Source organism: Desulfatiferula olefinivorans, assembly GCF_054657895.1.
Window position 1 is genome coordinate 1 of record NZ_BAAHXV010000002.1, and the last position, 21236, is coordinate 21236.

General features: G+C 53.6%; 17 protein-coding genes. 9 read left to right on the forward strand and 8 right to left on the reverse strand.

From position 1 onward, the window contains the following. Positions 1–10: 10 nt before the first annotated feature. From ACYQ11_RS01750 to ACYQ11_RS01765, 4 genes are all read right to left on the reverse strand, one after another. Positions 11–394 carry an ArsR/SmtB family transcription factor gene (locus tag ACYQ11_RS01750; protein WP_459922011.1) on the reverse strand — a complete coding sequence of 128 codons (384 nt, stop codon included), beginning with the start codon at positions 392–394 and terminating at the stop codon, positions 11–13. A 186-nt stretch (positions 395–580) separates the two neighbouring features. Further along, positions 581–1111, reverse strand: coding sequence for a GNAT family N-acetyltransferase (locus ACYQ11_RS01755; RefSeq protein WP_459922012.1), 531 nt, complete (start codon positions 1109–1111; stop codon positions 581–583). Then, a complete protein-coding gene (locus ACYQ11_RS01760; protein WP_459922013.1) occupies positions 1099–1395 on the reverse strand; it encodes a type II toxin-antitoxin system TacA family antitoxin in 297 nt (98 codons plus the stop codon). The genes ACYQ11_RS01755 and ACYQ11_RS01760 overlap by 13 nt, the downstream gene beginning before the upstream one ends. A 98-nt stretch (positions 1396–1493) precedes the next feature. After that, positions 1494–2834: a radical SAM protein gene (locus ACYQ11_RS01765; RefSeq protein WP_459922014.1), complete on the reverse strand. Its 1341-nt coding sequence runs from the start codon at positions 2832–2834 to the stop codon at positions 1494–1496. Between the two features lie 238 nt (positions 2835–3072). On the opposite strand from ACYQ11_RS01765, the gene ACYQ11_RS01770 reads away from it, so the two are divergent. The 6 genes from ACYQ11_RS01770 (at position 3073) to ACYQ11_RS01795 (ending at position 11203) form a co-directional block, all read left to right on the forward strand. Continuing rightward, entirely contained in the window at positions 3073–3825 is a 753-nt protein-coding gene (locus ACYQ11_RS01770) for a chromosome partitioning protein ParB (protein WP_459922015.1), read from the forward strand. 34 nt (positions 3826–3859) lie between these two features. Beyond that, positions 3860–6391 carry an ATP-dependent helicase HrpB gene (hrpB, locus tag ACYQ11_RS01775; RefSeq protein WP_459922016.1) on the forward strand — a complete coding sequence of 844 codons (2532 nt, stop codon included), beginning with the start codon at positions 3860–3862 and terminating at the stop codon, positions 6389–6391. Beyond that, positions 6388–7149 (forward strand): endonuclease/exonuclease/phosphatase family protein, encoded by a 762-nt coding sequence (locus ACYQ11_RS01780; RefSeq protein ID WP_459922017.1) that lies wholly within the window; start codon positions 6388–6390, stop codon positions 7147–7149. Before hrpB ends, ACYQ11_RS01780 begins: the two co-directional genes overlap by 4 nt. A gap of 381 nt (positions 7150–7530) precedes the next feature. After that, positions 7531–9087: a hypothetical protein gene (locus tag ACYQ11_RS01785; protein ID WP_459922018.1), complete on the forward strand. Its 1557-nt coding sequence runs from the start codon at positions 7531–7533 to the stop codon at positions 9085–9087. 24 nt (positions 9088–9111) lie between these two features. Continuing rightward, complete coding sequence (locus ACYQ11_RS01790; RefSeq protein ID WP_459922019.1) at positions 9112–10566, forward strand: HD-GYP domain-containing protein; 1455 nt, start codon at positions 9112–9114, stop codon at positions 10564–10566. A gap of 256 nt (positions 10567–10822) precedes the next feature. Beyond that, positions 10823–11203 carry a desulfoferrodoxin gene (locus ACYQ11_RS01795; protein ID WP_459922020.1) on the forward strand — a complete coding sequence of 127 codons (381 nt, stop codon included), beginning with the start codon at positions 10823–10825 and terminating at the stop codon, positions 11201–11203. A gap of 80 nt (positions 11204–11283) precedes the next feature. Here the strand turns inward: ACYQ11_RS01795 and ACYQ11_RS01800 are convergent, their stop codons facing one another. Continuing rightward, the gene (locus tag ACYQ11_RS01800) at positions 11284–12486 is read right to left on the reverse strand and encodes an acetate/propionate family kinase (RefSeq protein WP_459922021.1); all 1203 of its coding nucleotides are present in this window, start codon (positions 12484–12486) and stop codon (positions 11284–11286) included. After that, positions 12486–14597, reverse strand: a complete 2112-nt coding sequence (pta, locus tag ACYQ11_RS01805; RefSeq protein WP_459922022.1) for a phosphate acetyltransferase — start codon at positions 14595–14597, stop codon at positions 12486–12488. Before pta ends, ACYQ11_RS01800 begins: the two co-directional genes overlap by 1 nt. 625 nt (positions 14598–15222) lie before the next feature. Here pta and ACYQ11_RS01810 point away from each other — a divergent pair. Further along, positions 15223–16188 (forward strand): foldase protein PrsA, encoded by a 966-nt coding sequence (locus ACYQ11_RS01810; RefSeq protein WP_459922023.1) that lies wholly within the window; start codon positions 15223–15225, stop codon positions 16186–16188. A 39-nt stretch (positions 16189–16227) separates the two neighbouring features. Here the strand turns inward: ACYQ11_RS01810 and ACYQ11_RS01815 are convergent, their stop codons facing one another. After that, positions 16228–17166 carry a calcium/sodium antiporter gene (locus ACYQ11_RS01815; RefSeq protein ID WP_459922024.1) on the reverse strand — a complete coding sequence of 313 codons (939 nt, stop codon included), beginning with the start codon at positions 17164–17166 and terminating at the stop codon, positions 16228–16230. A gap of 337 nt (positions 17167–17503) precedes the next feature. Here ACYQ11_RS01815 and ACYQ11_RS01820 point away from each other — a divergent pair, with 337 nt between their 5' ends. Together ACYQ11_RS01820 and gspC are read left to right on the forward strand one after the other, a co-directional pair. Next, positions 17504–18514 (forward strand): 3-oxoacyl-ACP synthase III family protein, encoded by a 1011-nt coding sequence (locus ACYQ11_RS01820; RefSeq protein ID WP_459922025.1) that lies wholly within the window; start codon positions 17504–17506, stop codon positions 18512–18514. A 175-nt stretch (positions 18515–18689) separates the two neighbouring features. Then, complete coding sequence (gspC, locus tag ACYQ11_RS01825) at positions 18690–19589, forward strand: type II secretion system protein GspC (protein WP_459922026.1); 900 nt, start codon at positions 18690–18692, stop codon at positions 19587–19589. A 5-nt stretch (positions 19590–19594) separates the two neighbouring features. Here the strand turns inward: gspC and pgi are convergent, their stop codons facing one another. Then, complete coding sequence (gene pgi / locus ACYQ11_RS01830) at positions 19595–21223, reverse strand: glucose-6-phosphate isomerase (RefSeq protein WP_459922027.1); 1629 nt, start codon at positions 21221–21223, stop codon at positions 19595–19597. Positions 21224–21236 lie beyond the last annotated feature (13 nt).

The window sequence follows — 21236 nt, forward strand, 5'->3', positions numbered from 1 at the left end:
ATCCTTTTTGTCATGATACCGAAAGACAGCTCTCGCCCCGTTGGGTTCGACAAAGCTCTTCGCGATCGAGGGCCATGATCCGGGCAAGAGCCTCACGATCCAAAAGGAGGTCCGGACTGTCCGCAAGGCGGGATTCGATCAGGGCCCTGAGGCGTTGAATGTCCGTATCATCCGCAGACCCCAATCCATAACAGACAAACCGGCCGTCCTTACGGCTTGTGATCAGACCGGCCCCGACCATCTGTCCGAGATGACGGGACACCGTGGCCCCGGCAAGGTTCAACAATTCGACGATCTGACAGGCGCACAGCTCCCCGTGACTCAAAAGGGCCGCATAAATCCTCAAGCGGTTTCTGTCCGACAAGGCCTTGAACATCAGCAGCAGACGATCCATGATTCGTTCATCCTTTTCATATTTAGCCAATTAACGAAATGAATAGACGGATTGGCGGAGGGTGTCAAGCCAAAGAAGGGGGCTAACGCAAAACTAACACACGGGGTTGAATGGTTGCGCAATCACTCGATTTTTGACGGTGGTTCGCGATGACAGGAAACGTGGGTAATATGAAAACCGATGAAATCATAGCTCGTCGAGGGACATCTGGATATCTTTGATCAGAAGCATCATTTTCAGGGGATCGACGGGTGAGGGTTCGAAGTCAAACCGGGAATAAAAATTCCGTGCAAGCTCGTCTTTGGCGTGAACGAAGACAGCGCGTATTCCAGCGTATCCGGCGGCTTGAAGCGTTCGAAGGAGCGCATCTTTCAACAGTCCTCTTCCTACGTTATGCTTCTGATATCTCACATCCACGGCCAGTCGTGCCAGCAGCATGACGGGGATCGGATGGCGTGCCAGGCCTTTTTTTGTGCGCGGGCTTGCCACATCATGCTCAATTGAACCCACGGCGAGGGAATAAAATCCAACAACATGATTTTCATGGCAAACAACAAAGGTCTTTGCTGAATTGGCACGTTGATTTTGCATGGCGTGTTTCTTCAGCCAGGCGTTCATGTGTGAATGACCGCAATCGAAATCATCAACTCTGTGATTGTCCTGAAGAAGGCAGGGCGGGGAAAGTATGACAGGGTCCAAGGTCTTTATTTTTCCCAAGGTGCCTTACTCCTCATGAGTTTCTGCACGTTGGGTTTTATCTGTGCCGGACGTTCAAGGGCGTCCAGGAATTCCTGATAGTTCTTTTCATCTGCAAAGAATATTCGCTGATCGATCAAAGCCCTTTCAGCGGCCTCGCAGGCGCTGTTCAATACAAATTGCGTGACATTTTTACCGCATAGCTCTGCAGCTTTTCGTATCAGGGCTTCCTGATGTAATGTGGCTCTGAACCCCAAGCGGGATGTCCGGGATGACGTGTTGTTGTTTTTATCAATAATGTCCATATGGATGACCTTTCATTTTTAATGTTGGTACAAACAATGTACAAACATTTATTCATGACGTCAAGACATGAAATTCCAACGGGCCTTCACACTCGGCCTCACAGCCGCTGGATCAGGTAGATGTAGGCCGGAAGGGCGCTTTTTTCCCGTATGGCGTGAAACATGGGCAAAACCTCCTCCCGGTGCAGGGTTTCGATGAGGGGGGACAGGTAGACGCAGCCCCGGTTGCCTTTGCCTTTGGGCAGACCGCCCAGGAGATCGACCAGCGACTGGTGGTGGGCGTCTGACAGGGAGGTGCCCAGGATGAAATTTGCCGTGATTTCTATATTGGGGTGAATGTCATTGATTCTGATCATTTTCAAAAGGGCGTCCTCGACCATGGCCGGGCTGATGGGTTTGCCGATCTGTTTGAGGGTCGTGTCGTCAAAGGATTCCAGGCCGAGGTTGATGTAGCTTTTGAAGGGCAGGGCGGCAAGACGGTCGAACTGGTCTTCCTCGGTTTTGAGGAAGGAACCGGCGCTGCCGAACAGAAACAGCGACGGGGTTCCTCCGGGGTGGTTGTCCAGGCCGAAAACCTCACAGGCCCGGGCGGCCGTGCGGCAGATTGTTTCCATCCCTGCGGCCAGGGCATCGTGGTTGCCGATGAACAGGGCATTCAGGTTCTGAAGGTTGACGCCGTAAAAGGCCTTGAGGGCCTGGAGCTGGGCGTCGATGTTTTCACGGCTGCGGGCTTTGAACCGCATGCCGGACTTGACGCTGCAGAAGGTGCAGCGGTACAGGCAGCCGTCGGCCACGGTCACGGGAATCACTTCGTAATCCACATGGCGGGTGTCGGGGGGCAAAACGGAGACCCTTCCGCCGATGATGTCGTGCAGGGCCCGGGTCTGGTCGATCAGGGCATTGTCGCGGCTGTGTGTGATGACGCTCTCGATGAAGGTTTTGATCTCGCCTAGAACCCCCTCAAGCGACGCGGTGCACAAGGTGCCGTAGACCTGGGACCAGGCGGAAAAGGCCGTGGCGATGCCGGGCTCGGTGTAGGGGTTCACGTTCCGAATGGCGTTGCTTTCATAGGACAGGCAGGGCAGGTAGTTTTCTCCCATCCAGTCGATGATTCGGCCCTGGCCCCGGTCAAGCCCCACCGTGTAATAAACCCAGTCGTTGCCCCAGGTCCGTTTCAGCCATTCCCAGGGATGGGGCCAGGATGGGGAAAGCCCCCGGATGTAGCGGATTTCCCCCGTGGGGTTGAAGTGAAAGGCAAAGCTTTGGGTCCTTATTTCACCATAAATGCCGTATCGGGCCGGGTAGACGCCTTTGGCCATGCGCACGGCACCGCGGGTGTTGATAATGACGACCAGATCGCCCACCAGACAGGACCGCATGTCATCGGGCAGAGCATCAGCTTCCTTCAAATCGTTTAATTCAGGTCCGTCATCCATCATCAGGCTTCTTTCCGGCTCATCGGCCGACATCAGGGTTTGGCGGGGCTTTTTCGATCCCATTCAAGCCTTGAAAAATAGCATGCCCGGACGGCCCATGAAAGTCCAATCTCAGCTCTCAGAGGCATTGCATGGTCCCGTTTTTTGTAATACCATGGGCCGACATCAGGAACAGCCGCTTAGGCGATACATGAAAAAAACAAGAATATCTTTTTGACAATATTGATAAAAAGGAACGTCATTGAACATCACAGACATCGCACTTGCCGACATCCGGGTTGAAAAGCCCTTTTCCCATTTTTTTCCCATCCATGACGATACGGTCCTGGCCATTCGCATTGATATGGATGAAAACGGTTATGACCCGGCCTTCCCTCTGATTGTCTGGCAGAAAGAGAATATTCTGGTGGACGGGCATACACGGATGATTGCAGCCCGGGAGGCCGGTATCGAACGGGTTCCCGCCCTGATCAAAGCCTTTGAAAACGAAGACGACGCCATCCTCTACGCCTTTCATCTTCAGCGGAATCGGCGGAACCTCAGCGACGATCAGATCATACGCTGCCTGGAAGTTCTCGATAAGATCAATGCCGGAAAAAAGACCCCAAAAAGCCCGGACGCACCGGCACCGGCGAAAAAAGAAACCGTGGAACTGAGGGCGCGGGAGCTGGGCACCAGCAAAAGCAAAATCGAAAAAGCCCGGACCATCATCGAACACGGGGACGAGGATATCAAGGAACAGGTCCACGCGGGAAAGACCTCCATCAACAAGGCCTACAACGATGTCCAGGCCCAGAGACGGGAAAGCGGGGAGCTGAAAGGTTCCAAAACCAATGGCCTGGCTTCGGATGCCCGGTACAACAAGGCTTTCCGGAAACTTGTTCAGGAAGTTGCTTTTCTCCGGGACGACGGCTGGAATCAGGTTGGCCGTGACAGGGTGCTGGATGACCTTGCACAGTTGAAACGCATGATCGACGACGGCCTGGACGCCTGAAAGAGTCTTTCATTTGATGATCAGGATGCCCCCAATGCGTGAATGTCTGCCTATCGAGTCTTCCATGGCGGATATCCGGAACGCCCTTGAGCACAAACGGACAGCCGTGGTGGAAGCCCGGCCCGGCGCAGGCAAAACCACCCTGGTGCCCCTCCTGCTTCTCGATGAGCCCTGGCTTGCCGGAAAAAACATCGTGATCCTGGAGCCCCGGCGCTTAGCCGCCCGTATGGCCGCCGCCCGCATGGCGGATCTTTTGGGCGAACCCGTGGGGCACACCGTGGGTTACCAGATCAAAAATGATCGAAAAATTTCGGCCCGGACCCGGATCCATGTGCTGACCGAAGGCATTCTTACACGGAAAATTCAATCGGATCCTCTTCTTGACGACACCGGGCTGGTGATTTTCGATGAGTTCCATGAACGGAACCTGGTGTCCGACTTAGGGCTTGCGCTCTGCCTTGAAATCAGGGAGGCCCTTCGGCAGGATCTGGGGATTCTGGTCATGTCGGCCACCCTCGATTCGGAACCGGTCGCCCGTCTGATCAATCAGGCACCCCTGATCCGCTGCGAGGGCAGACAATTTCCCGTTGAAACCATTTACCTGAAACGAAAACCCCAAGGCGATCTTGAAACCGCCTGCACCGCCTGTGTGGTTGACGCCCTGTCTCAGCATGAGGGAGATATTCTGGTCTTCCTGCCGGGAGCCGGTGAAATCAGGCGGGTTCAGGCACAGATCGAAGCGTGGCGTGATGATCCGCATCTATCGGTTTATCCCCTTTACGGCAATCTCGATAAAAAGGACCAGGACGCGGCGGTTCGCCCGTCACCCCCTGGAAAACGCAAGATCGTTCTTGCCACCGCCATTGCCGAAACCTCACTGACCATCGAAGGCGTCCGCATCGTCATTGATTCCGGATTGATGAGAAAACCCCGCTATTTCTCGGGCACGGGCATGAGCCGTCTGGAAACCCTTCCCGTATCACAAGCCGGTGCCGACCAGCGGCGGGGCAGGGCAGGGCGTCTTGGGCCGGGCATCTGTTATCGACTCTGGACCGAAGACGAAACCGCACTGCATCCGGAATTTTCTTCGCCGGAAATCCTGAATACGGATCTGACGTCTCTGGTTCTGGAACTTGCGGTCTGGGGCGTTCAGCGACCGGACCAGTTGAAATGGCTGGATCTGCCGCCCCAAGGCGCCTTTGATCAGGCCAGAGAGCTTCTGATGCGGCTGGGCGCCCTTCACCGCGATCAAACGATCTCCGCCCATGGTAAAGCCCTGGCCGCCCTGGGGCTTCATCCCCGCCTGGCCCATATGCTGGTTGAGGGGAAGGCGGCGGGCAAAGGGGGGTTGGCCTGCCTGACGGCGTCGTTGCTTCAGGAAGGGGATATCATGACCGGCAGTGATCCCTTTCGCTCGACGGACATCCGGGATCGTCTGAGCCTCCTTGAGGCCTTCAGGCAAAACAACATGGAAAAACACGCCCGGATTCCGGTCAATACCGGTCGCTGCCGTTCTATCCTGAAGAACGCCCGGGTGCTGGAACAGCGGCTGAACATCCGGCCGGGGCCGGTGAATGTGGACGAGGCGGGAGCGGTTCTGGCCCTGGCCTACCCCGAGCGGATCGCCCTTTCGGACGGTAAGGCGCCGGGAGCGTTCAAGCTGGCCTCCGGCATGGCTGCGGGCATGCCGGTTGGTGACTATCTGGCCGGTGAGCCGATGATCGTGTGTGCGGACATGGACGGCAATCGGACACGTTCCCGGATTTATCTGGCCGCCCCGGTTGACCGGTTCCGGTTCGAGGAGCTGTTCAAGGACCTAATCGAAACCGATGAACGGGTTATCTGGGACGGACACGCCGTGGTGTCCGTCAAGCGAACGACCTATGGCCGGCTGGTTCTTTCCGAACGCACGGAACCGTGCACCGATGAGGACCGGGTGCTCGCACTGATGATCAGCCTGATCCGGGATAAGGGCCTGGATCTTCTTCCCTGGACCAGGCACCTCCGGGAATTCAGGGAACGAATCCGCTTTCTAAGGCGGGTGGACGGCTTCGGTGATCTGCCCGACGTGGATGACGCCGCCCTTGTCGAGCATCTGGATACCTGGCTGGCCCCCTTTCTGGGCGGTATTCGTTCTCTGTCCCAGTTGAAAAAACTCGATCTCTCCCAGGCGTTTTTCTCCCTTTTGTCCTGGAATCAGCGCCAGACGATCGATGCCCAGGCGCCCACGCATCTGACGGTGCCCAGCGGGTCACGGATTCCCCTTTCCTATGGCACAGGCCGGGATCGTTCCGGGTCTCCGGTTTTAGCGGTCCGTCTCCAGGAAATGTTCGGCCTGACGGAAACACCCCGTATCGCCGGAGGAAAGGTGCCTGTTACGGTGCATCTCCTGTCGCCGTCGGGACGACCCGTCCAGGTGACCCGGGATCTTGAAAGTTTCTGGAAAACCACGTATGACCAGGTAAAAAAAGATTTGAAGGGCCGTTATCCGAAACATTACTGGCCGGATGACCCCTTGAACGCCGCGGCCACCCATCGAACCAAAAAAAGTATGGACAGACAATGATACCTGACACGAACGAAACCCTTACGGTAATGACCCTGAACCTCCGGTTCGGGCTGGCCGATGACGGCCAAAATTCCTGGGACAGCCGCAGAGAAGCCTATCCGGAACTGTTCCGGCAGTATTCCCCGGATTTTATCGGCATCCAGGAAGCCAATGATTTTCAGACGGACTACTTGGCAGAGCTGCTCAAACGTCATCATTACATCGGACGGCGCGATGACACGCCCCGATCCTGGCAGGACAATGTGATTTTTTATGACGAGGCCTGGACCTGCCTGAAAAAAAAGCTGTATTTCCTGAGCGACACGCCCGAGGTCGAAAGCCGGCTCGACGACAGCGTGTGGCCCCGTCAATGCATCATCGGGCTTTTTGAGAAAAAAAAACGAAAACTGATTCATGTGAATACCCACTTTGATTTCAAGGCGACGGTCCAGGAAAAAAGCGCCGCCCTGATCCTTGATTTTCTGAAGGATTTTCCTCAGGATGTGACGACCCTGATCACCGGAGACTTCAACACCTCCCCGTCAAGTGAAACCTATGACATTTTCAGGAGAAACGGGTTCAGGGACCTGTTCGATCGCCGTCACAGTTCAACCTTCCACGGCTTTACCGGCAAGGACCTGGGCGGCCATATCGACTGGATTCTTTTCAAGGGACCCCTCAGGGGGGGCGGGCACATGATTGTGCGTGAACCGTTTTCAGGACGTTACCCATCGGATCACTATCCTGTTTTATCTGTGTTTGAATGGGAAACATGATTTTATCTCTTTGCTATATTTTTTCAGGATGCCCCCCGTATCATACACTCTGGTCTACCAGTCGCTCAGGCTTCCGGTTGTTTTTCCGATTGTAAAAAGATCTTGCCGCATCAGGACGGCGTCATTTTACTCATGCGTTCGTTTTTTTCTATTGATTTATGCACTCATTAATGCGATTGTACGGCAATCATGTATGACATAACGCACCAGAACAAAAAGCCTTCTCCGTCAGACCTCAATGTCGGGCTTACCGGCATTGTCAAGGCCCTGATTTCTGCATTCAGGAACTATTCCCTCTATCCGGAAGATCACGCCCTGTCGATACAGTGTGTCCGGCATGTGACATCTGAATTAATAAAATATACTGAAAATACAGGTGATTTGTCTCTGAAAGTTGAGCGGGACGGTCTTTATTCAGACAGTAAAAAATTTTATTCGTGCCTGGGGGATGAAGACGCCTTTGTAACGCCTCTGCTGAGGGACGGGATTCTCAGCCTGGAGTTCAAACAGGGCATTCAGCCTGAAGAAATCGCCTCGTTTTTTCAAATTGTTAAAAAAAACAGAATGCTGTCCGATAACGCCGACAGTGATACGGTCACGGATCTCTGGCAGGCCGAACTGCCCCATGTGGCCTACGACGTGTCCGATGTCTTTTGGGATGCGGAACCGGTGTTCACGTTTCCCAACCCCACCATCGGTTTTCCGGAGCCCATGCCGTCCCTTCGCGACACGTCTAAAAACGGCGGAGGCAAACGGGCTGACGGCGCTTTCGAACCCGGTCCCGGCGGCCTGAGCTACGAAGCCTCTTTCTTCAAACCGGCCAATCTCGACAGCCCCCATCTTGCCGGAACCGATCTCTCATTCAATCCGGATGAACTTTCCGAGCTTCGGTCCCTTGTTACCGATGAAGAGAAACATCGGCGAGAGGATGAAATTCTCGATCTTCTGCTTCTTGTCCTTGATGAAATCACGACGGCCGAGGATCTCGAAAATATCCTGATCAACCTGGCCGATGAATTTCTGAGAATCCTTAAAAACGCGGATGCCTACAAAGCCTTTTCGATTATCGAAAAAGTGCAGGCCTATCATAACAAGCACGGCTGGATGCGCCCGTTTGTCGAATCCAAAATCGACCGGTTTATGACCCATCTTTCCGGGCCGGGCATCAAAGAATCCCTGCCGGGAATCGTGGAAATCCTCAACCGGAACCGGCCGGAGGATATTTTCTTTTTCAGAAAAATCTGCATGGCCCTTGCTCCCGCTCTGGTACTCAGCCTCTGTGAGACGCTGGTCTACCTGGAAACCCAGGCCTCCCGTGACATCCTGATGGATATCATCAAGGCAAAAACCCGGGAAGAGCCGTCGGTGATCGAGGCCATGGTCGGCAGCAACGACAAGATGATGGTCTTGATCGGCATTTCACTGCTAAAGGGCATGAAAGACGCCAAAAGCGACGTTCTGCTCCAGAGGCTTCTCAACCATCCCGTGGAGCAGGTGCGTTCAAGCGCACTGGATTACTTTATCGAAAAACCCGTCAGCATCCTGCCCCGAATATTTTTCATGCTCAACGATACGAGCATGGATATCAAGATCAAGCTGCTGCGGTTTATCGGGTCACGCCGGGCCGTTTCATCGGAGACCCTGATGATGAATTATCTGGGCGAGACCGCATCGAACGCCATGGACAAAGAGCATCTGCTCAGTTGTTATAAAATTCTCGGCAAATGCGGCTCCGATCGCTGCCTGCCCTTTCTGAAAAAGAGAATTTTCGGCGGTGCCTGGATCGGAATGCTCGGCAACAAGGCCTTTGACCACCGGGCCGGCGCCCTCATCGCCCTGTCGGAACTTGAAAGCGCCGAGGCGAAAATGCTTCTGGAAAAGGCTTCAAAAAGCAAATCACCCCTGGTGAGCAAGGCATACAAACTGTTTATGGAATAACACGAAATCAAGGGTAGATTCGGTATGGGACAACATTCGGTCGAAGGTGAACAGATTATCGGAACGTTTTACAAGCTTCTGATGTCTGTCAAACTTCATGGTGAAACCAACAAGGCGGTCAAAACGGTATCCGATGCCATGATCGTTCTGTTGAACCGTTACTTCAGCCGAGAGTCCTTTCTGTCCATCAAAATGACCGACAACCGCTTCTACTTCCAGGATGAAAAACTCAGTTACCGTCGTGAATCGGCAGCGCTTCTCAAAAAAGCCGGCGAGTTTTTCCAGGAGCGATCCATCGCCGAAATCCGAATTCTTCCGGTTCCTGACGGTATCTCGCCCGTTGCCCTCCATAAAGCCGCCTTCTTCATTTATCATTCCGTCAAGGCGGCCGAGCCGGTGGAGTGGATCAAAAAACGTCTTGCCGGAGAAGGGATCCACTGGATCGATGTCGATGTGATGCCGGAAGACACCCGGCCGGACCCTGTCCTTTCCCGGGAACAGGAATCGCTCCATGCCTCCCTCATGTCCGAGAGACGGGAAAAAGGGCAGAAAACCTATGCCGGTGCCCTTGCATCGATCAAGGGCGTCGCCGAAAAAGTGTCCGGACCCAATTATGCCGGGATCCGGAAAACCCAGCGCATGATTCAGAAAATGGTGGATCTGATCATCGAAGACGAAGCGGTTCTGATGGGCATGAGCACCATCCGGGATTACGACGATTACACCTATTGCCATTCGGTCAACGTATCGATTCTGGCCATGTGTTTCGGTCTCAATATCGGGCTGTCCAGGCAGTCGGTTGAAGTGCTTGGAATCTGCGGCCTGTTCCATGACCTGGGCAAGGTGGACATCCCGCCTGCCATCATCCGCAAGCCGGGCAAACTCTCACGGGAAGAGACCCGGATCATGGAAAAGCATTCCCTTTTCAGTGTGACCAAAATATTACGGCTAAACGCGCCCCGGGAGCTGAAAGCACGCATTCTTCGCCCGCCGTTCGAGCACCATCTCAAATACAATCTGACCGGATACCCCCGCCTCAACCAGACCCGTCAGGTCAGCCTGTTCGGCAGGATTCTCACCATCGTGGACGTGTTCGACGCCATTACATCGCCACGGGCCTATCGCCCGGTGGCCCTGAGCCCCGACGAAGCGCTGGGCATGATGCTCGAGGGGTCCGGAACGGATTTTGATCCTCTGCTTCTCAAGGCCTTTATCAACATGATCGGGATCTACCCGGTGGGGACACTGCTTCAACTGGACACCGGTGAATTCGGTCTGGTCTACGGGAAAGGCAAGGGCTCACTGGGCAATCGCCCCGATGTGGTGGTGCTTGAGGTCGACCAGAACAACGGCTTCAAAAAAGGACCGCTGATCAGCCTCGAGGAGCGGGATTCCAAAACCATGTCCTACATCCGGAATATCGTGGCCAGCTTCCACCCCGGACAGTACGGCATTCAACCGGCACAATATCTTCTGTAAACGTTCCTCGCCCATTCATCGAAAGTTTCATGGCTTGAAAAACAGCCGGATCTGTACTATATTGATCACTTCTAAACGTCGCCTTGACCATGCGAGGCGACCTGTTCTTGCTTGATTGGCACACTGTTAGCCACGCCATTATCATTACGGTCAACGAATACAGCCTGTTTTATCATCGGGAGGATCGTTCTCGAGTGAGACTGGTCGTGGCAGATACCCTACGCGTGACGACGATAACAAAACGAAGGAGGATACCATGGCGAAACGGCTTGATGTTTATCGATGTGATTTATGCGGACATATTGTTGAAGTGATCAACGATGGGGAGGGAACCCTGGTCTGTTGTGGACAGAACATGACCTTTCTTTCCGAAAACACCCAGGATGCGGCTCAGGAAAAGCACGTTCCCGTCATCGAAGTCAAGGACGACGGCATCAAAGTCACCGTCGGCAGCGTGGCCCATCCGATGACGGACGCTCACTATATCCAGTGGATCGAACTCATTGTCGACGGCAAAAGCTGCATGGCCTTTCTCAAACCGGGTGACGCTCCCGAAGCGTTTTTCACTGTGAAGGGCACGTCCATCACGGCCCGTGAATACTGCAATCTCCACGGTCACTGGAAAGCAACCGCCTGATTGTCAGACCGACCAATCCAACAAAAAGCCCGGCCTTTTCGATAAAGGCCGGGCTTTTCAGTTTCAATCGTTGCGAAGGACTACTTCAGGGTGTCCATGGTGTCCTGGGCAATCTGCAGTTCTTCGTTGGTGGGAATGACCCAGACCTGAACCCGGCTGCCTTCCTTGTGGATCGGCTGGGGGCTTGAAAAGCGGCCCTTGTTGCGTTCCGCATCGAATTCGATGCCCAGGCCGGTCAGATCCTGACAGATTTCCTGGCGGACGACGTCATCGTTTTCACCGATACCTGCGGTAAAGGCCACGATATCGACGGTGCCCAGAACGGCGGCGTAGGCGCCGATGTATTTTTTCACACGGTAGGCGAACATGTCCACGGCCAGTTTGGCCTTATCGTCGCCGGCATCGGCCTTGGCGTGGATGTCACGCATGTCGTTGAAGCCGCAGATGCCTTTGAGACCGCTTTTCTTGTTGAACACGTCGTCCAGGTCCTCGACCTTGACGCCCTTGTGTTTGACCAGATAGGAAATGATGGCCGGATCGAAATCACCGGAGCGGGTTCCCATCATCACGCCCGCAAGGGGAGTCATCCCCATGGAGGTGTCCACACATTTGCCGTTTTTGACGGCGGCCATGGAGCAGCCGTTTCCAAGGTGAACCGTGATGACGTTGACGTCTTCGGGCTTCTTGCCCAGAACGGCGGCCGCCTTGTGGGCCACGTATTTGTGGGAGGTGCCGTGGAAACCGTAACGACGGATGCGCAGGTCCGTGTAGTATTCGTAGGGAAGGGCGTACAAAAAGGCCTTGGCGGGCATGGTCTGATGAAATTCCGTATCGAACACGGCCACGTTGGGCGTCCCCGGAAACAGATCTTCAGCCACTTCGATACCCATCAGGTTGGCCGGGTTGTGCAGGGGCGCAAGGGGGTTGTTGTCCCGAATGGCCTGTTTGACCGATTCGTCGATCCGAATGGAGGTCTTGAAGGCTTCGCCGCCCTGAACCACGCGATGGCCGATGGCATCGATTTCGGATGTGTTGGCGATCACGCCCTTGACCGGATCGGTAATCAGGTCGATAACCAGGTGCATGCCCACCTTGTGGTCGGCAATGGGCTGCTCGATCACGGTTTTTTCTTCACCGGTACCGTTTACTTTTTTATGGGTCAGAACGCCCTGTTTTTCGCCGATGCGCTCGACGAGCCCGGAAGCCATCACGGCTTCGTTTTCCATATTCAGCAGCTGGTATTTCAATGACGAGCTGCCTGCGTTGATGACGAGTACTTTCATTATGCCACTATTCCTTTCACTGCTTGCGCCTGAATCGCTGTAATGGCGACGGTATTGACAATATCGGGGACTGTGCAGCCCCGGCTCAAATCGTTGACAGGTTTGTTCAGCCCCTGAAGCACGGGACCAATGGCCAGAGCGTTGCTGGATGCACGCTGAACGGCCTTGTAGGTGTTGTTCCCCGTGTTGAGGTCAGGGAAGATGAAAACCGTGGCACGACCGGCCACTTCACTGTCGGGCAGTTTGGTCTGGGCCACGATGGGGTCGATGGCCGCATCGTACTGGATGGGGCCTTCGATCAGAAGGTTCGGGTTCTTTTCTTTGGCAAGCCGGGTCGCTTCGATGACTTTTTCGACTTCCGCACCCTTGCCGGAAGAACCGGTCGAATACGAGAGCATGGCCACCCGGGGATCGACGCCGAAAATTTTGGCGGTTTCCGCTGATACCACGGCGATTTCGGACAGTTCTTCCGCCGTGGGGTTGGGATTGACGGCACAGTCGCCGAACACCAGAACCCGATCTTTCAGGCACATCAGGAAGACCGAGGACACGATGGATGAGCCGGGCAGGGTTTTGATGATCTGGAAGGCCGGCCGGATGGTATGGGCCGTGGTATTGATCGAGCCGGAGACCATGCCGTCCGCATGGCCTTTCTGAACCATCATGGTCCCGAAATAGGTCACGTCACTCATGGCGTCGCGGGCCAGATCTTCGGTCATGCCTTTTTTCTTTCTCATGTCATAGAACGTTTCGACATATTCCTGGAAATGGGGGCTCTTGTCCGGCTGGACGATGTTGGCCCCGGAAAGATCGAGGCCCAGCTGGGAGATTTTGGCCCGGATGTCGTGTTCTTTGCCGAGAAGCGTCAGTTCGCAGACATTCCGGCGGATAAGGATGTCCGCCGCGTTGAGGATGCGCTCGCCAACCCCTTCGGGCAGCACGATGTGCTGTTTGTTTTTCCGTGCTTTCTGAATGAGGTTGTATTCGAACATCTGCGGGGTGACTTTGGTCGATTTGCGTTTGATCAGTTTGTCCCGAAGTTCCGATGTCTTGACGTTGGCCTCGAAAGTGCCCAGGGCCGATGCGATCTTGGCCGGGTTGTCGGGGTTGATGCGCCCATGCAGATAGCTGAGGGCCTTGATGGTCGGGTAGGTGGATTCCTTGACCAGAAGGATGGGCACGGGGATGCCTTCCCAGCCTTCGACCAGCCTCTGGATGTTGACGCTGGGCGTGATGCCGCCGGTCAGCAGAATCCCTGAAATATCCGGGTAGGCCGATGAAAGCTTGGTGGCCATGGTGCTTAAGATGATGTCTTCCCGGTCTCCGGAGGTCACCACCAGGCAGTCTTTCTTGATGTAATTGAGAAAGTTCGAAATCTGCATGGCGGCGATCACGTAACCGTCGATTTTTTTGTTGATGGCCCGTTTGCCGTAGAGAATTTCGGCATTCAGAAATTTCTGAAGATCCGAAATGGTGGGCTTGACCAGATTTTCGTCTTCGGGAATCACATAAAACAATGCGTCGGGAAGGGTGATGTTGTCCTTGAGGGCTTTGAGGATGTTTTCTTTTTCATCTTCGTCGACCCGGTTGACGATGGTGCCGATGATATCCACACCTTTTTCCGTCAGGCCGTCAATCGCCAGCTCGGTCAGGGCCACCACTTCCTCGGCGGTGGTCTTCCGGGCATTGGTGATGATCAGGGTCGGCGTATTCAGGTAGGCGGCGATATCCGAATTGATATCGAAGGTGAAGGCTTCGTTGCCTGCAATGAAGTCCGTCCCTTCGCACAGAACGAAATCGCATTTCTCTTCGAGCTGTTTGAATTTAATCAGGATGTTTTCAAGAAGCTCGGACTGTTTTCCGGCCTGGATCAGGCTTTTGGCTTCGTCGAGGGTGTAGGCGTAGGTGTCTTCATACGTCAGGCCCAGATAAAAATGGGAGAGGACCAGATCGATATCGTGATCTTTCTGCCCGGGGACGGACGGATTGATGACTGGACGGAAAAAACCCACTTTATGCAGGTCCCGCAATAGAAGCTGCATGATGCCGAGTACGATCGACGACTTGCCGCTTCTGGCCTTGGTTGTTGTGATGTAAAGACTTTTTGACATACCGTTACCTCAATCCTAACACGTTAAAAGCATAATATCTTCAGGGCGCCCATGCCCTTATTCCCTTAAAAAAAGGTGACATTTACTCCAAGTCACGTAAACAATCAACAGTTTTTCCAATAACCGCCGGGTCCCTCTGTCCGCGTCCGGTACGAGGCCGGTGCTTGTAAATCCGTGAGTGGTCGACCAATGGGCAATCTTTTTTTAGCGGCATGCACATGAAACAATGTTTTGGGGCAACCGACAATTATTTGTTTTTAATTAAGATGCGTTATGGAATCTTAAAAAATACCGTCAACGGACACACGGATTTCTTTTCGGCATGACGCCGTTAAATCTTGAAAACGTTTTTCATCGTCCATGAAATGACCGCAAGTCACCCAAATGCATTCAAACGATTTTTTTACCCGTTTTTTCATAACACGAGAACGTGAACAATGTCTTCGGTCATGACGGACGGATATCTTATATAATGATATTTGCAAAGTGCCCGGCGGCGTGCTATAGGGGTGTGAATTGTTTGAGGCGGGACAGGATATACGCCATCATCTGCCGCCTTTGACCGTACCGGATATCGATACGAACACCCTTCAACCTAATGCGGTTTTTTCACAGGAGATATTGAATGCAAAAAACGATTATTTCACTTGGCGTTGTTATTCTTGTTCTGATCTGCTTCACGACGGCGTCGGTTGCGACCGAAGACAACGATGTCGCAGCCATAGTGAACGGTGAAAAGATAACGATTTCAGAGATCAATCGCACAGTCCAGGCCCTGCCTCAGTATCAGAAACTTCAGCTTGAAATCCTCGAAGACATGATCGTCAAAACCCTGATTTACCAGGAGAGCGTCAAAGACGGCATTGTCGTCGAAAAAGGCGAGGTGGACAAGGGTTTCAACGAATACATGGAAAAACTGTCTCTGAGCGATGACGTGGTCAAGCAGGAGATGAAACGGATGAATATCACCGAAGCGACCATGAAGGAGGAAATCCAGAAGCTCTTGATGGTCGAGCGGTTCCTCAAGAAACGTTCCAAATCGCTGGATCTGTCCGTGACAGACGAAGAGGTCAAGGCATTTTATGACGAACGGCCTGAAACCTTCAACAAACCTGAACGCATCCAGGTCAGCCACATTCTGGTCAAATGCCCTCCGGGAGCGGACCAGGCGACGGAAGACGCGGCAAGAAAAAAAATCGACGAGGTCCTGAACGCCTTGAAAAAAGGGGAGGGCACCTTTGCCGATCTTGCCAAGAAATACTCTGAAGATTCATCAAGCGCCCCGTCCGGCGGGGATCTCAAAGGCGAAATCACAGCGAACAGCCCGCTGCCCAAATCCTTTCTCGACGCGGCGTTTGCTCTTAACAAAGGTCAGGTCAGCGATGTGGTCAAATCCGTCATCGGTTATCACCTGATCAAGGTGACGGACAAAAAACCGGCAGAAGTCACACCGTTCAGTGAAATCAAGGAGGCCTTGAAATTCCGTCTTCTTGAGCAGAAAAGCAACATTGCGATGAAACAGTATGTGGACTCTCTGGTCGACAAATCCGACATTCAGATCAAGCTTGAACGACGGGGCCCCAGCAAATAACACGAACAAACGGACCGGGGCACGGTGCGCCGTGCCCCATCAGCTCACCGAAATGAAAGATCCTGCAAGATAAACCACAAAACATCCGATCAGAAAAATCCCATGCCGCCGATTCAGGCGGTCCGCCTTGAGAAGAAGTCCCACGAGAACCAGCGAAATGAACATCATGAACGGGAATTCGAACCAGTTCAGATTGGTTTCGACCACCATGGGGCTGATGAGACCGACCAGGCCCATGACCATGCAGATGTTGAAAATGTTGCTTCCCACCACATTTCCGAGAGCAAGATCGCTTTCTTCCTTTCGGGCCGCAATGACGGTGGTGGCCAATTCCGGCAGGGAGGTTCCGAAAGCCACGATGGATATGCCGATGAAGGTTTTGCTCACGCCGAACCATTCGGCGATGGACACGGCGCCGTCCACAACCATATGGGCGCCTGCGCAGAGAAAAATGACCGATATCACAATAAACACGATGCTTTTGGTCATACTTCCCAGCTGCTTGTCGGACAGTTCCTCTGAAAAATCTTCATCCCGTGACGTGATGACCCCGTAGACAAGAAAACCGACCAGAATGGCGACGAGAAGGGCGCCGTCGTAGAATCCCAGCATACCGTCGCTGCAAAGATACCAGAAAAGACCCGAGGCAAGGCCCATGAAGATCACTTCGCGGCTGATCCCACCGTTCACGATCGATAGCGGCTTGATCAGCAGGCTCACACCAAGAACCAGGGCGATGTTGATCACGTTGCTGCCCAGAATATTCCCGATGGAAATCCCGTTTTCACCGGAATGGGAGGCAAAGAGGCTGACGAGGAATTCCGGGGTGGAAGTGCCGAAGGCGACGATGGTAAGACCGATGATCACGGGCCTGATCCTGTGGTGCAAGGCGATGGAGGCCGCTCCGGATATCAGCCATTCCGAGCCGACGAACAGAAAAAAAAGGCCGACGAACAAAAGGACAAGATCGATGATCATACACACTCCCATTATGAATCAAGCACACTGTCGGCGCTTGAGATAAATGTTTTTCACAGATACGTACCGCGGGATCACCCTGCGTGTAAAGAGTTTAAGGGTCTTGGAAATAATAAAAAACCCCAAAAGGCGTCCTGATGTGCTTCAGAAAAAACGTTTCACCGTCTAAGGCCGACGATATCCCGGGGCGGGGGGGTGGCGCACCAAGACCTGCGGTATGGGCGGATATGGGAAATATCGTTGACAAAGCTTTTCATGCTACGATAAGTTCATGAACGTTTGTCAGTCATCCACAGCAATCCATGGCTCAGATCATAACTAAAGGAAATCATACGATATGAAAAAAACGATGATCAAAAGTACGGGCAGGTATATCCCTTCACGCCTTGTGACCAATGAAGATCTTACCCATATGATGGACACCAGTGATGAATGGATCCGGGAGAGGACCGGTGTCGAACAGCGGTACTGGATTCCCGAAGGAGAAATCGTCGGTGCATCCGACCTGGGGCTGGAGGCCGCGAAAATCGCCCTTTCCCGGGCCGGCTGGAAAGCGGAGGATCTGGATCTGATCATTTTCGCCACCCTGAGCCCCGATATCTTTTTCCCCGGTTCCGGCTGCCTCCTTCAACACAAGCTGGGATTGACCTCCACGCCCACCATCGATATCCGGCAGCAATGCACGGGATTTCTCTATGGACAGTCCATTGCCGATGCTTACATTCGCAGCGGCATGGCCAATAAAGTCCTGTTTGTGGGCGCGGAAGTTCACAGTACCGGCCTTGACAAAACCACCCGGGGAAGGGATGTGGCCGTAATTTTCGGAGATGGTGCGGCCGCCGTCTGTTACGAGGGAAGGGAAACCGAGGACAATGTGGGCGTCATCGCCACGGTGCTTCATTCAGCCGGTGAATACGCCTCGAGCCTGATGCTGGAACTCCCGGCCTCACGCCTTCCCGAGCGGGGGCTTCTGGACAACGAGGATGTGGCGCGACTCTACCCCGTCATGAACGGCTCACGGATCTTCAAGCTCGCCCTCAGACGGTTGCCCGAAGTGACCTATGAGGTCCTTGAAAAGGCCGGCATGACCCTTGACGACATCGATATGTTCATTCCTCACCAGGCCAACCTCCGCATCAACGAAGCCTATCAGAAAACCATCAATGTTCCGGATGAACGGATCTACAACAACATCCAGAAATACGGCAACACCACTGCGGCCACCATTCCCCTGGCTCTGGACGAAGTGATTGAAAAAGGCCTGATCGACACCAATAAAAGCTGCATGCTGTTCGTGGCCTTAGGGGCGGGGCTGACCTGGGCGTCGTCAATCTACAAGTTTGGATAACAATAAAAAATAAATAGTTAAACGTTTTTCTTAAAGCGCCTTCTTATCAAATGAAGGCGCTTTTTTATTGATCCAATCCCATCATCATTATCCGTGCCGGTTGAGCCAAAAGGCATCCTGTGGTATTGTTTTAACCGATCAAACGCATCAGGCGTGACAGGAGGTGAAACGCGGCGTGATTGCAAATCCATTCAAGGATGAAACATACATCAAGGCAGGTTTTGTGGGTGTGAACTGTCTGCTGATCACCCTTTTGGCCTATATCAGCATCGAACTGTTCTATTCGGTCATCACAAAAGGCCATGACGATTCCTTTGACGGTTCCATCCCCATCCGTGAATCCGTCCGGCCGAATCAGCCGTCGCCTGCACGGCAAACCGCCACCTTTTCGGCCTATGACGCCGTCAACAGACGGAATCTTTTCAACGTGACGAAGCCTGACGCCGCCCCTGCGGCCGACGATGTGTCGAACCTCGAACTGACTGATCTGTCGTTAACGCTCCATGGAACCATGGTCAATCGTCTGGGCCCGAGCTATGCGGTGCTTCAGGATACCGGTGAACGGGGCAGCAAAGCCCGATTGATCATGGAAAACGAATCCATCGGCGGAGCGGTTCTGACAGCGGTCTATCGGGACAAGGTCGTTCTCACGGTCAACGGTTCCCGTCAGGTTCTCATGATGGAAACGTATCGAAGCCGGACGACGCGATACCGTTCTCCCGCGATGAAAGCCGGCCTGAACCGAAAGCCGATCCGGCAGACACGGATTGTCCGCAAGCGCGACATTGACAAGGCCATGGGCAACATGGGGGCTTTTCTGAAACAGGCCCGCATTTCACCCCATTTCACAAACGGAACGGCCGACGGCTTTCGAATAACCCGCATCAAACCCGGATCGCTGTTTCAAAAACTGGGATTGCGGAGCGGGGATATCATCATGGGGGTCAATGGTCAGGAGATTCGTTCGGCTGACGATGCCATGGCCTTTTATCAGGATCTGAGCGCCGGTCGCACCCTTTCCGTTCAACTTCGACGACGGAGGCGGGACCGGGTAATCACTTACAGGATCCGATAATCAGCTCAGACACGATCCTGGAACAAGGTGTTCATATAATGCCGCGTGATGGGGTCCAGATCGTCAAACTGGTAGGCTGGTTTTTTATTTTTCAAGGCGATTTTCCGCCGCAACTCATCGGCAATGGTTTTCCCAAGCTCCACACCGAACTGATCGAAGGGATTGATATCCCAGACAAATGCTTTGTAAACCGTCTGGGCTTCATAATAGGAAAGAAGCCGTCCCACGTTGGTCGGAGACAGATCGTTGAGGAGAATGGTGGACGACGGTCGATTCCCTTGAAAGAACCGGACCTTTTCTTCGGAATCCTTTCCCACGGCCAGGGCCGTGGCCTGTGAAATCAGGTTGGCCCAGAGCTCCTGGTGGTTGGTCACGCCGTTGGGACGGCAGGTGCTTTCCGGATACTGGGGCGAAATCACGCCGATAAAATCGATGGGAAACGGGTGACCCTGGTGGGCCAGTTGAAAAAACGAATGCTGGGCATTGGTGCCGGGTTCTCCGAAAATGATCACACCCGAAGATTCATCGAGATCGTAATTGTTGATGGTGACGGATTTCCCGTTGCTTTCCATGTTCAGCTGCTGGATGTGGGGTGCGAGCTTGGAAAGGGGGGAGGCATAGGGAATGAGGGCCTGGGCCTGATACCCCAGGAAATTGTTGTTCCAGATTCCGATGAGCGCTGACACCAGGGGGATGTTTTCATGGGTGGGGGCGTATTTGGTATGAATATCCATTTCACGGGCCCCTTCGAGAAACCGTTCGAACCTGTCGTAGCCGAGAAACAGGCTGAGCGGCACCCCTCCGACGGCCGACGTCACACTGAATCTTCCGCCGATGAAATCAAACATGTGGAAGGAGGCCAGTTTAGGCTGGGCCGGATTGTCGCCCGGGCTGCCTTTGCTGGTCACCGTGACAAAATGCTCGGCCGGGTTCAGCCCCTTTGATCGGATAAAGGCTTCAGCCTGCATGGTGTTGGCATACGTCTCGACGGTGGTGAAACTTTTGGAGATGATGATCCACAGCGTCGACTCCGGATCCACGGATGCTTTGACGGTTTCGAAGTTGTGAGGATCCACGTTGGAGAGAAACTGGAGGTCCATCCCTTTGTCCGCGAAAGCAAACAGGGCATTGGCGACAAATTCTGTCCCCAGATAGGACCCGCCGATCCCAATGACCACGATGTGCCTGAATCGCCTGCCGGTGGACCCCCGAAGTTCTCCCCGATGGATTTTATCTGAAAAGGCCCGGATATCATGCCTGATCTTTTTGATTTCAGGCATGACGTTGACCCCGTCGACAACCACCGGCTTTTCAGTGAAATTTCTTGCCGCCGTATGAAGCGCCGCCCGGTTTTCCGTGACGTTGACCTTTTCCCCGCTGATCATCGCCCTGAATTTTTTATGGACCTCGGCGGTTTCGGCCAGTTCGAACAGCAAATCCATGGCTTTTTCATCCACCCTCTGGCGGGAAAAATCATAGAAAAAATCAACACTTTTCAGAGAAAATCGTGTGATCCGGTCCTTGTGTGCAATCATATATTTCAGATGATTTTCCGGACGTTTAATGAATTCTGCGTGCTCTTTGAGCTTCTTCCAGACAGGGGTTCGACTGATTCGGTGTCTTTGTTCGACCATCAATTATCGCTTT

Bases quoted from the DNA above. Each gene is read 5' to 3' on its own strand.
- ACYQ11_RS01810 (WP_459922023.1), top strand. From the start codon at position 15,223: ATGCAAAAAACGATTATTTCACTTGGCGTTGTTATTCTTGTTCTGATC.
- ACYQ11_RS01815 (WP_459922024.1), bottom strand. From the start codon at position 17,166: ATGATCATCGATCTTGTCCTTTTGTTCGTCGGCCTTTTTTTTCTGTTC.
- pgi (WP_459922027.1), bottom strand. From the start codon at position 21,223: ATGGTCGAACAAAGACACCGAATCAGTCGAACCCCTGTCTGGAAGAAG.
- ACYQ11_RS01760 (WP_459922013.1), bottom strand. From the start codon at position 1,395: ATGGACATTATTGATAAAAACAACAACACGTCATCCCGGACATCCCGC.
- hrpB (WP_459922016.1), top strand. From the start codon at position 3,860: ATGCGTGAATGTCTGCCTATCGAGTCTTCCATGGCGGATATCCGGAAC.
- ACYQ11_RS01795 (WP_459922020.1), top strand. From the start codon at position 10,823: ATGGCGAAACGGCTTGATGTTTATCGATGTGATTTATGCGGACATATT.
- ACYQ11_RS01800 (WP_459922021.1), bottom strand. From the start codon at position 12,486: ATGAAAGTACTCGTCATCAACGCAGGCAGCTCGTCATTGAAATACCAG.
- ACYQ11_RS01820 (WP_459922025.1), top strand. From the start codon at position 17,504: ATGAAAAAAACGATGATCAAAAGTACGGGCAGGTATATCCCTTCACGC.
- ACYQ11_RS01790 (WP_459922019.1), top strand. From the start codon at position 9,112: ATGGGACAACATTCGGTCGAAGGTGAACAGATTATCGGAACGTTTTAC.
- ACYQ11_RS01765 (WP_459922014.1), bottom strand. From the start codon at position 2,834: ATGATGGATGACGGACCTGAATTAAACGATTTGAAGGAAGCTGATGCT.
- ACYQ11_RS01750 (WP_459922011.1), bottom strand. From the start codon at position 394: ATGGATCGTCTGCTGCTGATGTTCAAGGCCTTGTCGGACAGAAACCGC.
- pta (WP_459922022.1), bottom strand. From the start codon at position 14,597: ATGTCAAAAAGTCTTTACATCACAACAACCAAGGCCAGAAGCGGCAAG.
- ACYQ11_RS01780 (WP_459922017.1), top strand. From the start codon at position 6,388: ATGATACCTGACACGAACGAAACCCTTACGGTAATGACCCTGAACCTC.